This window comes from Gammaproteobacteria bacterium (assembly GCA_016200485.1).
Lineage (GTDB): Bacteria > Pseudomonadota > Gammaproteobacteria > Tenderiales > Tenderiaceae > JACQEP01.
Genome location: JACQEP010000010.1, coordinates 70,519 through 86,700, shown reverse-complemented (window position 1 = coordinate 86,700; position 16,182 = coordinate 70,519). Strand labels below are relative to the sequence as shown.

Sequence of the window (16,182 nt, the reverse complement as noted above, 5' to 3'; positions counted from 1 at the left end):
CATCGTTTCGATGCCTATGAATTATTGCTTGCAGTGATTGGCGTGTGTGGCTTTTTGGGGTTATCCATATTCTAAAAATGATGAAACTTCTGTGGTGGTAAAGAAAACCTTTGTGTACTGGATTACAGGCCTCTCTGGCGCGGGCAAATCCACACTTTGCCGTAAACTGGTTGCGCATTTGCGCGAACAAGACCGCCCGGTGGTAATGCTGGATGGCGATGAATTACGTGAGGCACTGGGCGCCGGGGCGGCTTATACCCGGAACGAGCTGCTGGCGCTGGCCAAGCGCTATGCCCATCTTTGTCACTTGATTGCGGTACAGGGCTTTGATGTAGCGATTGCCACGATTTCCCTGTTTAGGGAAGTGCACGAATGGAACCGGGTCAATCTTCCAGGGTATGTGGAGATTTTTCTGGATGTGTCCATGGATGAGTTATCTCGGCGCGATCCAAAAAAGATCTATGAGCGGGCCGCAAAAGGCGAGTTACAAAGCGTGGCTGGAGTAGATTTTGTGGTGGAATATCCCGAGGCACCGGATGTGCTGTTGGCCTGGCACGAAAATCTCACAGAAGAAAGTGCTTTCAATGAGTTGTTGAATAAATTAGCAGCGCTCGGCGTTGCATAATTAAATTGGCGTCACGGAATAAACAAAGGAAGGTAAGATGAAGCACGGTGATTTCACTGGATTAGCGCAGGACTATTCACGTTATCGTCCTGATTATTCGCGGGCGATCCTTCGAGGCATTCTGGGTATTGTCGGAAAATCGGTTGATAACATGGACGTGGTGGATGTGGGAGCGGGTACAGGTATCTGGACACGGATGCTGGCCGGCGCCGGTGTGCATTCGGTTACGGCAGTAGAGCCTAACGACGATATGCGAAGTCAGGGCACGATGCACCCCGATAATCACGGTATTGTTTGGAAGAAAGGCTCCGGTGAGGAAACGGGACTGGCCAGCGCATGTGCGGACCTTGTATCGATGGCTTCCTCGTTCCATTGGGTCGATTTTGATCGGGGTATTGCCGAATTTGATCGGGTGCTGCGCCCGGGGGGATGCTTTGTGGCACTGTGGAATCCCCGATTCATCGAAGTGAATCCCTTGCTGGTCGAAATCGAGGCTCACCTAGCGACACTCAAGGGCAGTGAGATCAAGCGAGTATCATCTGGCAGGTCTGAGTTCACGAATACGCTTACCGAGCGACTCGAAGTCTGCGGCAGATTTACTGATGTGATTTACCTGGAATCAAAGCATGTAATTCCTATTGTCCCAGAACGCTATGTCGGTGCCTGGCGGTCGGTGAACGATCTCAGGGTTCAGCTCGGCCCCGATGGCTTTATGGCATTCTTGGCCTACGTTGAAGATCGCATCAAGGGGCTAGAGATTATCGAGGCCACTTATCTGACGCGTGCTTGGGTAGCAATGAAGCCGGTATAGACTATGGATACACTGCCGCAATTTTCCACTAAGGCGCGAACGCTGGCATCGCTCTTAGATAGGCTGACCTGTGCTGAAGTTTTGCCAGTGGTTTTTTTTAACGTCGCTGATTGGCAGGCCGAAAGTGATCGAATGTTGGTTCGGGTGCAAGAAAGCCTCGGGGCCGGGCCATGGGTTGTGCGTTCCAGCGCTCTTAATGAGGATGCAGCCACGGCGTCGATGGCGGGACACTACACGTCGGTATTGGATGTGCGATGCCTAGAGGAATTGCGGGAGGTAGTGGAGAGAGTAATCGCTTCCTATGGTCTGAGCCCGGGACCGGGGGATGAAGTGTTAGTTCAACCGATGCTCTCCAGCGTGCGGCTATCTGGGGTAGTGTTTTCTTGTGATCCGGCTACCGGTTCACCTTATCGAGTCGTTAATTATTCACTGGGGACAGATTCCACTGCAGTAACCGGCGGTGCAGCTCAAACTAAAACCTTTGTGGCCGCGACTGGGGTAAAAAATTTGCCTCCGGATATGAGTCGGGTGGTCGCGCTGATTGAAGAACTGGAAGCCCTATTTCCCGCCAAGCCTTTGGATGTTGAATTTGCTATTGCGGCACCTGGTGACAGATTGTATCTGCTGCAAGTGCGACCGTTGGTGATGCAACGGGCAGTCGCATCATCCGAGTCGCACAATGCTTTGCTCTCGCGGGTCGCCGACAAGGTGCGTGCCGCCCAGCGACCCCATCCTTTCTTGCAGGGGTGTTCTACAGTCTTTGGTGTGATGCCGGACTGGAATCCTGCGGAAATCATCGGTATTCGGCCCCGCCCGCTTGCGTTGTCGCTGTACCGTGAATTGGTCACAGATGCTATCTGGGCTTATCAGCGTGACAACTACGGTTACCGTAACCTGCGAAGTTTTCCACTGTTGGTGCATTTTGCCGGGCAACCCTACATCGATGTCCGACTTAGCTTCAATTCCTTCATTCCGAAGGATGTGGAAGGCAGTTTGGCCGACCGTCTAGTGGATTACTATATTGGTCGGCTGACTGCGGCTCCCAATCTGCACGATAAGGTGGAGTTTGAGATTGTTTTTTCGTGTTACACCTTGGATTTGCCCGAGCGCCTTAATGTGCTCGCGGAAGCTGGATTTAGTGCGGAAGACCGAAACCAACTGGCCGAAAGCCTGCGTACCTTGACCAATAGGGTTATCGATCAGCAGAATGGTTTGTGGCGATCCGACGAGGCGAAGCTCGCAGTGCTCTCCCAGCGTCGTGAAGGAATTTTGGCATCGGACCTGGATCCGATTGGGCGCATTTACTGGTTGCTGGAAGATTGCAAGCGCTACGGCACACTGCCTTTTGCCGGATTGGCACGGGCCGGTTTCATCGCCGTACAGATGCTCAAATCACTGGTGGCCGTTGGGGTGCTTTCAGTGGATGATTACGATCGTTTTATGGGCGGACTCAGCACCGTTAGCAGCCAGTTGGCGCGTGATCTCCGTAGTCTTGAGCGGAAAACATTCCTTGCCCGGTACGGACATTTGCGCCCCGGCACCTACGATATCCTCTCGCCACGATATGATGAGACGCCCGACGATTACCTGGGACAATCGTGTAGTTTGGAAGAGGCAGATAGCAAGCGCACGCAATTTACCTTAAGTTTAGATCAAATGCGTGCCATCGCGCGATTGTTGGAAGAGCATGGCTTGTCATCGGATGTGGTTAGCTTGTTTGACTTCTTGCAGGCGGGAATAGAGCTGCGCGAGTACGCCAAGTTCGTCTTTACGCATAACCTTTCCGATGCGCTGTCGTTGTTCCAGGAATGGGGCGGAGGCTACGGTTTTTCAAAGGAAGACCTGTCATATGCCAGTATCAATTGTATTCGGGAGCTGCACGCGGGTGCCGATGATCCCAGAACGATGCTGGAGAGAGTCATTGAAGAAGGTAAGATCCGCTATAAGGAGACCTGCTCGCTTTGGTTGCCACCGCTCATCACCCATCCCGACGATGTGTGGGCTTTTCATGTGCCAGAATGCGAGCCCAACTTCGTGACACAGTCCAGCGTGACCGGCCCCGTGGTTCGTCCGACGGAACGGAATCGGCTCAAGGGCGGTATCGTTTTTATCCCAAGCGCCGACCCTGGTTACGACTGGTTATTTTCTCACCCAATCGCAGGATTAGTCACAGCCTATGGTGGCGTAAACAGTCACATGGCAATTCGTGCCAATGAATTAGGGTTGCCGGCAGTGATTGGTGCGGGAGAATCATTGTTTGCGCAATGGTGCCAGTCGCAACTTCTTCACATCGACTGCGCCGTACGCCGGGTAGAGGTATTGGCGTGAAAGTAGTGGCCGTCAGCCAGCGCGTCGAAGTGTCGCCTGGGCGGGGTGAGCGGTGTGATGTCCTGGACCAGCGGCTGTGTACTTGGCTTTCTATTGCCGGTTATCTGCCCGTGCCGGTACCGAATATCTTGAGTATCTCTTTGATAACGGATCGCGATAATCATTGGGCACGACTTCAATCATGGTTGAAAACTGTGCGCCCACAGGCCGTGGTTTTATCTGGAGGAAATGATCTTGGTGAATGCCCGGATCGGGATTCGACCGAGGAATGTTTGCTTGCGTGGGCCAGAGACGGGCTAAATCCTGTCTTGGGTATTTGCAGGGGAATGCAGATGATGGCAGTCTGGTCCGGTGTACAGTTGAAGCCCATAGATCGTCATGTCAACACCCGCCATAGGCTGATTGGAAAGATTACCGGTGAAGTTAATAGCTTTCACAAGTTTGGGCTTACTGGCTGTCCAAAGGATTTCGAGGTTTTGGCGACCACGGAAGACGGTGACTTGGAAGCGATTCGTCATTCTGTTTTGCCGTGGGAAGGATGGATGTGGCATCCCGAACGCGAGGCCAATTTGGAACGCCGAGACTTGGAAAGACTAAAAGCGCTCCTGGGTGAATAACGCATGCAAACTTGCGCTGTTGGTATTGACAACGAGCGTGCCAATCATTGTCTTTTCGCGCCGATCCATTTGACAGTTAACTGATTTCGAACCGGACACTTTATGAAAGCTATTATTCTTGCCGCGGGACGCGGTAGTCGCATGAAATACTTGACCGACGAACGGCCAAAGTGTCTGGTCGAACTTCGAGGTAGACCACTGCTGGATTGGCAGCTTGATTCATTGCGCGCTGCGGGGGTTGAAGAAACTGGAATCGTGACCGGCTACAAGAGAGAAATGTTGGCTGACCGGGGGATGATTGAATTTTACAATCCACGTTGGGCCGTGACCAATATGGTGTCTTCGCTGGCCTGCGCGAAAGAGTGGCTGAAATCAGATTCGTGTATTGTTAGTTACTCGGACATTTTCTATCAACCGGAAGCGGTGAAAGCTTTGATTTCTTGTAATGCATCTTTGGCAGTGACTTATGATCCGAACTGGCTGGTGCTTTGGAAAAGGCGCTTCGGGGATCCTCTGGAGGATGCCGAGACATTCCGCTTGAACCCAGATGGCACATTGGCTGAGATTGGCAACCCGCCACAATCAATCGGCGAGATACAGGGGCAGTATATGGGTTTGCTGCGTTTTACCCCAGAGGGTTGGGATGAGGTGACACGAATTCGTTCCGAGCTGTCTGCGACGGAATGCGACCGAATGCATATGACTGGCACGCTGCAAAAAGTGATTGAAGGCGCCAGGGTGGCAGTATCCGCTGTGCCCTATGAAGGTGAGTGGGGTGAAGTGGATTCGGCCGAGGACTTGGCAGCGTACCATTCTGATCCATGATCGAATTAGAATGGTGCGCGCTCCTATACGATGCCTATTTCTAGGCCCAATGCAGAGTTGGCTGATAGCGTGACCGATCACTCCAACGCACTTGGAAACATAAACCTATTGGTTACGCATGCTTACGGTAGAGCAGGCTCATTGTTTCTGCAGAGTTTATTTGATAGTCATCCCAATGTATTGACGCTGCCTCATTTCGGTGTTCTGTATTCTTCTTTACCCGAGCTTATCACCGACATCCAACGTCAGAGCGATATTTTTGTTAGTCGCCATCAGGCGATTTTTGATACATCTAAGGGATATTTTGGTGATGTCGGTGTTAGCGTTTCTGGAAAATTTGGTGTTAATGGTGATGAGGACTTGGTCGTTAATCCGAGTCTTTTTAAAGAGAAAATAGCCAGTATCGCAAGCGCGGTGGCCGGGGCCCAAGGGCATGTTTCGAGGCGAGAGTTTTTCATACTGGTTCATGTTGCGTATGGGTTGTGCCTAAGAGACCTTGATATATCTGACATAAAGTATATTTTTTACCATCCGCACTCTAATGAAGAGTGGGAGATATTGCTAAGTGATTTTCCGGGGCTCTATTTTATAGCCATGACACGAGACCCGAGGCAAGATTGGGTGTCATGGAAGAAAATCCATGCGCTGCGAATGAGAAGAGATCCATCGAGAATTCCTCCGATATGCCTGTTCCTGAGTGAATATAAGTACTCAAAAAATTGTTATTACCTTAGCGGTTTAATCGAAAGATTGGAAACAGACCATGTCCGGATTATTGATCTGGAAAAATTTCACGTAATGAATCGGTCCGCGATGTTACATCTATGCAGTTGGCTTGGCCTGGAGTTTGATGAAACATTAATGCACTCGACCTTTAACGGCCGCGAGTGGTTCGGTAATTCAGCGGCGCTCCGAAAAGCAAGTTCGTTTAATCCAGAAATAAAACTAGCCTCATGGCGTAACGAATTGGAGCCCGACGAGATAGATCTCATAAATAGCTTATTGGTGGGTTCACTTGGCTACCTCCATTATGGCGTCGACATTGATAACAGCAATGTGCCGTTTGAAACGCTTCTTTGTCGTGTTAAATATGCGAGTGGATCATTGCTTGTGATGCATTGTTTTCTATATATTGCTGGCGATCCTTTGCTGATATTCTCCCGTTTTGAACGTGGATATCCTGTCAGAAAAATCGTTAGGGGAGTGATCGGAAAAATATTATTATTAGTTCGATCTGTTCCAGCGACTATCGTTTTGTTTCGCCAGCTTAGGGGAAATGGAATGAATTGTAGATTGCGGGAAATGACTGCACAGCAAAAGCAACTATTGAGCAGACAAGTTCCTCCGCAACTTTTTATTGACTATTACATGAGCTCTCCGTAAATGAAAGGTGTGCTTAACGAAGCTTTTCAACATATCAAGCTTTTTTAAGTTCCCTGTAGATTTCTACTGTGCGTGCCACATGAGCGGCGATCGAGAAGCGGGATTGGACGACCTCGACTGCTCTTCGGCCCATCCCTTCCCAGAGATCTCGTCGCGCCAAAAGGTCTAAGGCCGCTTGGGCGAATCCTTTGTAGTTGCCGACCTCTATTAAGCGGCCGGTTTCGCCATCATCGATAATTTCTGGAATCCCTCCGTCACGACTAGCGACCACCGGCCGACCGCAGGCCATCGCCTCAATCACAACTCGGCCGAAAGGTTCGAATTGGGAAGGAACAACCAGTAGATGCAGTTGACGCATAATGTTCGGAATATCTGACCGGTGGCCCAAGAAGTGGACGTACGATGTCACCCCGAGCTCGGCGGTGAGTTTTTCTAATGCCAGTCGCCGACCTGAGCCTTCCGTGTCGTCTCCCACGATCCAGAATTCCAGATCTTGGCGTGTTTTGACCATTTCTGCCGCCATGCGTAGAAAATCCTCATGGCGTTTGAAGGGCGCGAAATTGGCGGTGATGCCCACTCGATAAGGCGGGGCGTCGGGCCAGGGAGCGGGTGTAAAGCTGTCGAGGTCGACCGCATTGTGAACGACGTAGGGTCTGCTTTTGGGGGAGATTGCAGAGATGTGCGGCCACATCACATCCATCATCGCCTGACTGTTAAAAATAAAGGCCGACGGCCGTGGTAGACCGCGCAGCACCCATCGTATACCCCGTGCATGTACCGGAAAGCGCACGTGGGTGATATAGGGGATGCGCAGGCTGGCAGCGCCTAGGGCGAAGGAGCGGCTCAGGTCAAAGCCATTGGCGTGAATAAGTGTGGGGTTCACCCGCTGAAATAACTCCCGCCATGCAAGCGTGGTCCGCAGTGTGTCGAGAGGACGACGCCATTCGACGGGGCGGAAGGGATAGATGGTGTGGGCGATTCCCATTTTTGCCAGCTCATCAGTGAATTGTCCTTCGCCAGGAACCACTACATGAGTATGCCAGCCTTGTTCCGGCAGGTGAGCCAACAGACCGAGGAGGCTTTTTCCGCCACCCCCTAATTTTGCAAGATCTTTGCGGCCGGGTTGGGGGCTGTTGTTGATGAATAATATATTTGGCATAAAAATATGCACCAAGCTAATGCGTTGCGATCAAATGATCAGGAATATTATCGTAGGCGAAGAGGGCGTTGTATTGATGTTCATCAGCGGCAATTGATGGATGCATTGGGGTCAGGCCTTCTGGGCGAATGGCATACATTCGATAGCCCACATCAGTTAGCTTGTTGGCCAGCGACATGGCAGTATGTCCAAATGGACGAAGATACTCATCCGTCACCTCAATAATTAAATATGGATGAAAACGTGAAATAATATCGGTCATTCCCTCAAGGGCAAGCTGCTCCGCACCTTCAACGTCAATCTTTATAAGTTTTACAGAGTTAAATGAGGGTGAAAAGGAATCCAAGGTCCGGGTGTTCACCTTAATAGTGGTGGCTGAGTTGTTTATGGGGCGGAGGCTAGAGATGCCTTTATGACCTTCCGGACCTTCAAAAAGGGAGATAATGCCTTCTGAGTTGGAAATGGCAATCTTATGAAGCTCAACATTTCTCATGGAGTTGAGAGAAAGATTCTCAAGTAGTCTTTTACTCATGGCCGGGACGGGCTCAAAAGAAATAACTTTTCCAGACGGGCCAACGCATGAGGACGCAAGCAGCGTAAAGAATCCAGAGTTCGCGCCCACATCTATAAAGGTATCTCCAGAGGAAAGAAGGCTGGAAATTATGCGGGCTGTCGGGGGTTCATAGGTTCCGGTGAGATACACATATTGACCTAGCCAGTCACCGAGATCGGCTTTATAAATGAAATTATATTGCGTTCTAATGGTACGCTCGCCAAGGGGGGCGCCATCAGTTCTCAAAATAGGCAAGAAATAATTGATAATCCGCCACCGTCCAACTGATGGCTGGCAGCGACGGAGATATGCCGAGGCCACTGATAAGCCAATTTTATGCAATATGTTCACAAATTATGCGTCCTATTAAAAATAATTGCACTACATAATGCCCGTATGGGAACTAAAAATTAGTTCTTCTGGTATCCATAAACCTTATTAAAATTTGAAGTGCAGTGGAGAATAACAACGGAAAGTTCTGCAATGCCTCGCAGTGTATTTAATGATACAAGTCTTGTTTGCATATCCTAATTTATCCCGCGCGACACCGACTTCAATCGACGCCAAAGATCGGTGACTATTTCTGGATTCCCATTTGCGATATTGTTCAAACATGATGGGTCATTGTTTAAGTCAAATAATTTTAGTAAGTATTCATTCTGTAATGGTTGATAAACCAGTTTCCATTTCCCGAGCCGGATCATGCGATCTTTGGCGCGAACAACAAGTTCTTCATATTCTGGTTTGATAGAAATTGTACCCGTTGAAATATTTCTTATAGTTAGCAATTCCAATAGATCTGGGTAACGCAGGTGACCGGGCGGCGTGCCTGGAAGATCAGTTAACCAAATACCTGTTTCATTGAATACTTCAAGACATGGGTCAAGTTTTGCATCCAAGATGCAGGGCAGTAAAGATAGCCCATCCATGTTTGGCCCTGATTTTATGCCAATTATATCCAAAAGAGTAGGCGCTATATCGATGCTGCGAACGGGGTGGGTGATTTCTCTGTCGTTAGGTAATCCTGGGGCAGATAAAATTAATGGAATCCGGCTGGAAATATCGCTAATGACTGAATTCCCCTGGCCCCAGGTGTGATGCTCGAAAAACTCCATGCCATGGTCGGAATAAACGGCAATGATGGTATTGTCGAGGATTCCGCATTGAGTTACATGTTCAATAATCTTTCCAAACTCGTCGTCGAATCGAGATACACAGCCATCATAGAGCCCGATGATTTGGTCAAGGTCAAAAGCCTCACGTGGTTCTTGTTGCCGGCGAATGATTTCCCAGGGGTCAGTCAATCTTGCCATCACAAATTTTGAGGGGCCTTGATAATCCGGGGCGCAATATTTTAAATAATATGGATATTCAGAGCCAAAAGGACCGTGTGTTGTGGAGAAAAAAATGTTGAGGAAAAAAGGTCGGTTGCACGACGCAAGCTGAGAAATCATGAGTCGAGCATCTTTCCCAAGCTGGTCGGTTGTGGGAATTCCTCCAAGAAAGAATATCTCCGGAAGGAGATATTTTCCTGCATTGTTTCGTAAAAATAGCGTTAAAAAAAGGCGAAGATCCTTCGGTCCTTGTCGTAAGAAGAGTTTGATGTTCCACTGGTCATCGGGGGTGTCGATTTGGTCAAAATCGAAAGTGAATTTTTTCATGTCAGCGCCACACCAATCCGATATTCCAGCGGTGTAGTAGCCATGTTTTTTTAAGATGCTTAAGAAGGATTCAATTCCTAGCGTTGTCACCTCATCAGCCACAAAATTATCACGCACACCAAAGCGATGCGGCCAATATCCTGTAAGAATAGAAATAAGGCTTGGTGCTGTTCTTGCGCAAGGAACGTAACAATTTGTAAATGAAATATTGTTTCTGGAGAATGCGGTCAGATTGGGGGCGACGTTTCGCGGGTAATTGCCATTTATTCTGTCATGGCGAAGTGTGTCGGCTCCGATCATAATGATATTGGGTTGATTGCAAGGATTTTCTGTGCTGGGCGATTTTGGAGCGGGTTCTGTTTTTCTAAGCCAAAGAGCTATAGAAACGTATAAAATTATGAAGCCTGCATAGAATAAGAATTCGCTGGCAGTATTTTGTGATATGGCTTCTATCAAGCCGAGTATTAGAATGCTTACGGTTGATATTGCGGCAATATAGCTTATTGTATTGATTCTTCTTGGCGAAAGCAGGCGCCAGTAAGGATATAATCTGCTTACCCGGTAAGTATAAGAGGCTGCTATCGCTGCAGGGTTCATTAATAAGGTGCGACTGAATTGTAGTGCTGTAATCAGGATAATTGACGCACCACAAGCGGAGATTGTATGGATAAATGATGCTTGGTTCCCATTTGATCCGCTGATATATGCATATATAACAGCGCCAGGGCTGGCGATGATGCTGAGTACCATGAAGGTAAATAAGAGTAGGCGAATGAAGGAAAATATTGAGTAGTATTTGTAGTGGCTGATGATTCGGCTATCGATTTTCGGGCCGCCAAGCGAAAAGCTGATGACCGATTTTATTCCAATTATGGCTGTGACTATTCCTGCGGATAGGGTGATGGCTGATAATATATATAATGTTTTCCCGGTTTGGCCGATGGAAGCGGAAAGCGCCTCAATTGAGATCGCAACTATAATTATGAACATATAACCAATGTCGCGAATTTTCATATGTATCCGGATAATAAGGGCTTGTTCTTCAGGCTCAGCATAGCGCTCACGGAGATGGATTTATATTGGATATATTTTGTCACTTAAATATATTCCGCAGGCAGATCATCAACCGATGTTGCGTTTATATAACGTTTTAAATTGCTAATATATGCGGCATTAGTAAGTCGATCCCATCTGCCTAGTATGTAGCCATATAAATTCGCTAGTCGAACGAATTCCATAATGCAAAGCACATAAAGGCGCATTCCCCAGCCATCATTAAGTGTTGATCTTTTGGTTTGTGGCCAGAGCTTTGAGTATACGTGATGAATGAAGAGAGTCAGAGCGGCCGTTGCCACGATAGGCCATATCGGGCTGACTAGTAGTAATAAGAGAATTAGGGCATGAGTGCCTAAGTTTGAGAGGAAGCCTTTGGTTCTGAATCCAATTCGGGCATTCCCTCTTGAAAAATTGATACGTTGGCGTGCCAATGCTCGCCAGGATTCACGCGGGCGCCAACGTACGAATGCCTTTTGGGCAAAGGCGAATCGACACCCCGATTGGCGAAGCCGTATGGTGAATAGAGTATCTTCAGCCGCGTATAGCCACTCTGGGTAGCCGCCTACCCGTTCCCATGCTTTTTTTGTGAAGGCAACGGATCGGCTTGAGGGGAATCGGCGATCAGTGACTGTTTCTCCGTGAATGTTGCTAAAAGTGGCGCGAATGACTGCCTCTTCAAAGCGCGTATGTGTCTCAAAGAGAAAATTTCCTGCAACGACATCAGGTGCTGGATCCGAGTTAAAGCTGTATACGATTTGTTTAAGCCAGTCAGGGTCGACCTGGCAGCCAGCATCCGTGACAGCTAAGTGAGTACCTGTTGCTGCTGCGATGCCGAGATTTCTGCCTTCGGCAATATTGCAGGGTTGGGAAATTACTCGCAGCAATCCGCGTGCGGCATACTCTTCCAGGATTTCTCGTGTCCCATCTGTGCTGGCTCCATCAACGATCATTATTTCGTCGGGTTTGCGGCTTTGTTCCAGCAAGCTATTAACGAACGAGCGAATGCTTCCTGCTTCGTTACGCACAGTTGCAATGATGGAAAATCGGGGTTTAGTCATGGTTGTTGGTTTTTGTATCGCGTGTGAATGGATGGTGTAGATGTAGCCCCTTGATTAACCTAAAGGCATAGGTGGCGTTCATTGCTTGGCGTAAGCCACCTAATTTATTAAAGAGTAGCATGGCGGTAGCAGGTGACAGACCGGCGAAACTAGTGGCTGCGCAGCACGTTAGGTAGTCTGGCCGCATTGAGTGAATATGTATCTTTTCAATGAAGTTATGCATATAAATTAAGGTGGTCGGAAGAAGGGCCTTCAGCCGTTGCTTGGCCGGGGACCAAAGGCCCAGCCGGAAAGTTGTCCAAGGAAATAGCTAACATTCATCTCCTTGCGAAGGGATGCATTACGGCCTGATGTGCGAATGACTGCTAAGGTTGCGGATGTGGCGCGCAAAAGCTGACCAAAGAAGTACATCGGAGGTATGCGGGAACCGTTGCCGCGTTGACGGATAGCTTCCATCCGGCCCTGCCTGTAATGCAGGTCTAGAAAATACTTACGATTCAGCTTTGTCGCCTGTATGCGATGGTGGATGATGGCCTCGGGTGTCCACCAAACCTTCAGGCCAGCCGCCAGTAGGCGGCGGTAGAAATCTACTTCCTCGCCTCCTGTATTGTCGGTGCCTTTGCGCCCAAGCATGGCATCAAACCCACCGACGACGTCGCGTACTGATTTCCTAGCGCCAAAATTGCCGCCATAAAATGAGGTGCCGGAATCAATCAGAGGCATAATTTCCTCCGCGCGATTGAGTTCGCCGAGGAAACCCAAGAGTTCATCGGTGAGCCATGACGGGCGCTCGTCTTCAAACAAAACCCGAATGCGTCCCCCGAAGGCGTCCGGTTGCTTATCGACAATGAGGCGTTCGTAGGCGCACAACCAATCGGGGTCGGCGGTTTCGTCGTCATCCATAAAGATGATGTAATCGCCTTGAGCTTCGCTGATGGCGCGATTGCGGGCGTTGGACAAGCCAAGCTTTTCCTCTCGTACCACGCGTACCGTCCAGCCGACCGGCCACACGTGCTGGGCGAGCAGCTCTGGTGTGTCATCTTGACTGCCGTTGTCGACGACCAGAAATTCCCATGGCGCCTTGGGTGATCGAATTTGGCTCAGCTCAGCAAGGGTCCTTACCAGTCGATCGGCATGATTGTGAGTGCAGAGCGCGACGGTGTAAGCGCAGGTCATTGTCTTGCTCCGGACAAACGGCTCTTAATTCGATCGAGATAATAACCTAGAGTGTGCGTGAGACTTCCATCGTTGCTGCCGAACTTGATTTTTCGCCATAACATGGCCGCGGTATCGCTGCCGAATACATCGATTCGGCGGACACGAAAACGGTTTTCATCCAGACGGTTGAAGCCGGGCCGGGTGGAGAATGCGGCGCGATAACCAGCTTTGCTCGCTGCAGCTTCCACTCGATCATCCACATGGCCGAAGGGATAGGCTAGATAGCTCACCTCGTGGGTTAGCAGTTTGGCAAGAGATTCTCGTGATCTGACCAGCTCATGGGTCAATGCCGAATCATCCAGGGACGGCAAACTGGCGTGATTGCACGTGTGGGAATGAAAGCTTACTCCGTGATTCTGCATGTCGCGGATCTCGTCGGCGTCCAGCAAGGGAAAGGTTTTGCCGCTTGGATTAGAGGAACGGGTCCATTCGTCACGCCCCCCAATGAGATCGCTCACCAGAAATACGGTGAATGGCCACCCTAATTGTTTCAGAACTGGTAATGCATAATCGCGTACTCCGCGAAAACCATCATCGAAGGTAAGCAGGAAGGACCCTTCTGGCAACTGAATTTTTCCATCGAGCCAGGCAATGAAGTCGTCAATTGCCACGGCCTTCATGCCGCGGTTAGTCAACATGCGCATCTGTGCAGCAAAGCGATCGGGGGAAACACAATACTTCTGTTCCCAAGCATTGTGAGCTTCCCCCAGCCGGTGATACATCAAGACCACTATCTTTTTGGCATTCATGTCGTTGTCTTTTCTGTGGTGAGGCCAAGGAATGCAGCTTCACATGGTCCAATCATCTGCTGAATTACAATAAGCGCGTGGGTTGCCGTCCAGTGCATACCTCACCACTCATAGCCCAAGTCCGCCGCGATCGGGGATACCGCGCGCTTGAGTAGCCACTTTTCAAGTCGGCTGACCCAGGTTTTTCCGCCGCTTCGTTCCGAGCTACCTACTTTGGTGTTAAGAACAGAACTGTTCACCTGAATGGCAAGATATTGCTCTATCTCTTCAAGTGGTAGCCGGCCGTCAACAAGATCCTCATAACGGATCATGAGCGCATCCAGCTTCTTTGCATCCCTTAGGAATCCTTCCATAAGCTCGCGCCAATGGTTCCCGAACGCTGTGGGTGTGAATACCGGTTCGCCGGGATATGTGTTGTACCAGTTGCGGCCATAGCGGCAATAGGATTGGTAAGCATCAAGAGGGTTACGATAGAGGAAAAGGAACCTGGCATTAGGATAAAGCCAGCGCAGATAAAACCCATGTTCAACGCCGAGTCGTACCTCCTTAATACCCCATCTTGCGGTGCCGGCGCGTTTGGCTGGTTGGGCAAACATCGTGTCAAGAAAGGCACGATGACCTTTCCGTAAATCCTCCAGTGAGGGGAATAAATTGGCGATCCATTCTCCCGAAAGTTTATCTGGCGACGCCCCACCGTAATAGTAATCGGCGGGAGGCCAATCTGATCTGAATGCCTTGGTGGTATCCGCCAGGGCCTGGATCATTCCGCATTCGTCGTATGGCTCTCCCCATATGAGCACATTCGAGTCAGACATGATGAGCCGCTGAAGCAAGGTTGACCCGGAGCGCCAACCCGCGGACAAGAGAAATATTGGCGCCTCATGGTCATTGGTGCTATCGGCTGGACAGAGCGTTTGAAGTATTGCAGTGCCCGTTACTATATTCGGATGTTGCCGCAACGCGAGTTCATGCGCTGAGCGTGCCTGCGCAGTGCCTCTAAGTGCGGTTGTAAAATATTTCAGCATATCTATATTCTCTTGGCTAATTCAATGATATCGCCAACCTGGCAAAGAGCGGTTACCAACCATCTTTGCCGCGAGGCATCACTTCCACGCTTTACTCTTTGCCTGCGGAAGAAGAATTCCCGAGCTTTGGCGGTAAATATTCAATTCTTCCCACCCGTTGCATCAAGCTGCTGAGTGCTGTCTTGGCTTCAGCAAACGTCTTTGCCTTCGCGCGATAACTGCCGAGAATAGACGCTACGTTCTCTCCTAAACGCCAATGCAGGTATTTACTGCATATTTGATTATGAATATTAGTGAGGCGAAACGAGACTTTTCGAACTGCGAGGCGACTCCATCGCAGGAGTGGATTCTTGAGGCCGTCAAGATCCCGGAGGAACAATGACACAACGGCGTCCAATGCTTGTTTTTCGTTAAGGAGATCGTTCTTGTAACGGACTAACACATCCGCGGCTTTCACCTCGCAGAACCTTGAGCAAAAAAGGGTGTTGTCGTCGCGTCTGAAATAGTAGAGCGGTTCAGGGATATGGCAGCACTTGAATTGCTTCGCGATGCGTATGAAATAGTCATAATCTTCAACAAGAAACAACTCGGGGTCATATTCGCCTATCTCTTGATAGGCTTTGCGTGTGTAGAGAAAGCAGGCGCCAATATGATTTGTCCTTTCAAGGTGCAATTGGCTTGGGAGTCTCTCATGACGCATGTCAAGCGGCTTGCCAGTGGTGTCGGCGTCGGCAAAGAGGTAGTAGTCTGCGTAGACGAATTCGCAATCAGTGTTCTGTAATGCGTTGACCATCTTTTCGATCGCAGTGGGTGCGTACATGTTGTCGTCCGAGGTCCAGGTCAGGTAGTCGCCGCGGGCAAGCGAAAAGCCGCGATTGAGTGCTCTTGGAAGTTTGAGATTAGGCTCGTTTCGCACATAGTGGATGCGCGGGTCACTAAATGATTCGACGATTGCACGGGTATTGTCGGACGAATTGTCATCGACGACAATCAGCTCAAGATTGCTGTAAGTTTGAGAGAGGACACTCCGAATCGCGTGCGGAAGCACGTATGCCCGATTATAAGTGGGCAGTACTATACTGATAAGTGGTTTGTCCGCTGTGATGTCGCTCAT

At 49.6% G+C, this 16,182-nt stretch carries 14 protein-coding genes; 6 read left to right on the top strand and 8 right to left on the bottom strand.

Going from position 1 to position 16,182, the window contains the following annotated elements:
• Positions 1–91 precede the first annotated feature (91 nt).
• The 6 genes from HY272_05760 to HY272_05735 all read left to right on the top strand — a co-directional run bounded on the left by HY272_05760 (position 92) and on the right by HY272_05735 (position 6,589).
• Entirely contained in the window at positions 92–625 is a 534-nt protein-coding gene (locus HY272_05760; protein MBI3772185.1) for an adenylyl-sulfate kinase, read from the top strand.
• 37 nt (positions 626–662) lie between these two features.
• Positions 663–1,436 (top strand): class I SAM-dependent methyltransferase, encoded by a 774-nt coding sequence (locus HY272_05755; GenBank protein MBI3772184.1) that lies wholly within the window; start codon positions 663–665, stop codon positions 1,434–1,436.
• Between the two features lie 3 nt (positions 1,437–1,439).
• Positions 1,440–3,764, top strand: coding sequence for a phosphoenolpyruvate synthase (locus HY272_05750; protein MBI3772183.1), 2,325 nt, complete (start codon positions 1,440–1,442; stop codon positions 3,762–3,764).
• The gene (locus HY272_05745) at positions 3,761–4,381 is read left to right on the top strand and encodes a gamma-glutamyl-gamma-aminobutyrate hydrolase family protein (protein MBI3772182.1); all 621 of its coding nucleotides are present in this window, start codon (positions 3,761–3,763) and stop codon (positions 4,379–4,381) included. The genes HY272_05750 and HY272_05745 overlap by 4 nt, the downstream gene beginning before the upstream one ends.
• A gap of 102 nt (positions 4,382–4,483) precedes the next feature.
• Positions 4,484–5,206, top strand: coding sequence for a phosphocholine cytidylyltransferase family protein (locus HY272_05740; GenBank protein MBI3772181.1), 723 nt, complete (start codon positions 4,484–4,486; stop codon positions 5,204–5,206).
• A gap of 69 nt (positions 5,207–5,275) precedes the next feature.
• Positions 5,276–6,589 (top strand): hypothetical protein, encoded by a 1,314-nt coding sequence (locus HY272_05735; protein MBI3772180.1) that lies wholly within the window; start codon positions 5,276–5,278, stop codon positions 6,587–6,589.
• A 34-nt stretch (positions 6,590–6,623) separates the two neighbouring features.
• On the opposite strand, the gene HY272_05730 is transcribed toward HY272_05735, so the two are convergent.
• From HY272_05730 to HY272_05695, 8 genes are all read right to left on the bottom strand, one after another.
• Positions 6,624–7,760 (bottom strand): glycosyltransferase family 4 protein, encoded by a 1,137-nt coding sequence (locus HY272_05730; protein ID MBI3772179.1) that lies wholly within the window; start codon positions 7,758–7,760, stop codon positions 6,624–6,626.
• 4 nt (positions 7,761–7,764) lie between these two features.
• Positions 7,765–8,652: an FkbM family methyltransferase gene (locus HY272_05725; protein ID MBI3772178.1), complete on the bottom strand. Its 888-nt coding sequence runs from the start codon at positions 8,650–8,652 to the stop codon at positions 7,765–7,767.
• A gap of 176 nt (positions 8,653–8,828) precedes the next feature.
• Entirely contained in the window at positions 8,829–10,976 is a 2,148-nt protein-coding gene (locus tag HY272_05720; protein ID MBI3772177.1) for a sulfatase-like hydrolase/transferase, read from the bottom strand.
• A gap of 83 nt (positions 10,977–11,059) precedes the next feature.
• Positions 11,060–12,043, bottom strand: a complete 984-nt coding sequence (locus HY272_05715) for a glycosyltransferase (protein ID MBI3772176.1) — start codon at positions 12,041–12,043, stop codon at positions 11,060–11,062.
• Between the two features lie 285 nt (positions 12,044–12,328).
• Positions 12,329–13,252: a glycosyltransferase family 2 protein gene (locus HY272_05710; GenBank protein MBI3772175.1), complete on the bottom strand. Its 924-nt coding sequence runs from the start codon at positions 13,250–13,252 to the stop codon at positions 12,329–12,331.
• Positions 13,249–14,043, bottom strand: coding sequence for a polysaccharide deacetylase family protein (locus tag HY272_05705; protein ID MBI3772174.1), 795 nt, complete (start codon positions 14,041–14,043; stop codon positions 13,249–13,251). Before HY272_05705 ends, HY272_05710 begins: the two co-directional genes overlap by 4 nt.
• 101 nt (positions 14,044–14,144) lie before the next feature.
• Positions 14,145–15,068 carry a sulfotransferase gene (locus HY272_05700; GenBank protein ID MBI3772173.1) on the bottom strand — a complete coding sequence of 308 codons (924 nt, stop codon included), beginning with the start codon at positions 15,066–15,068 and terminating at the stop codon, positions 14,145–14,147.
• Between the two features lie 91 nt (positions 15,069–15,159).
• Positions 15,160–16,182 carry a glycosyltransferase gene (locus HY272_05695; protein MBI3772172.1) on the bottom strand — a complete coding sequence of 341 codons (1,023 nt, stop codon included), beginning with the start codon at positions 16,180–16,182 and terminating at the stop codon, positions 15,160–15,162.

Excerpts from the sequence above, each read along its gene's own strand:
- HY272_05755 (MBI3772184.1), top strand. The coding sequence starts at position 663 with ATGAAGCACGGTGATTTCACTGGATTAGCGCAGGACTATTCACGTTAT.
- HY272_05750 (MBI3772183.1), top strand. The coding sequence starts at position 1,440 with ATGGATACACTGCCGCAATTTTCCACTAAGGCGCGAACGCTGGCATCG.
- HY272_05740 (MBI3772181.1), top strand. The coding sequence starts at position 4,484 with ATGAAAGCTATTATTCTTGCCGCGGGACGCGGTAGTCGCATGAAATAC.
- HY272_05720 (MBI3772177.1), bottom strand. The coding sequence starts at position 10,976 with ATGAAAATTCGCGACATTGGTTATATGTTCATAATTATAGTTGCGATC.
- HY272_05710 (MBI3772175.1), bottom strand. The coding sequence starts at position 13,252 with ATGACCTGCGCTTACACCGTCGCGCTCTGCACTCACAATCATGCCGAT.
- HY272_05705 (MBI3772174.1), bottom strand. The coding sequence starts at position 14,043 with ATGAATGCCAAAAAGATAGTGGTCTTGATGTATCACCGGCTGGGGGAA.
- HY272_05700 (MBI3772173.1), bottom strand. The coding sequence starts at position 15,068 with ATGCTGAAATATTTTACAACCGCACTTAGAGGCACTGCGCAGGCACGC.
- HY272_05695 (MBI3772172.1), bottom strand. The coding sequence starts at position 16,182 with ATGAGCGACATCACAGCGGACAAACCACTTATCAGTATAGTACTGCCC.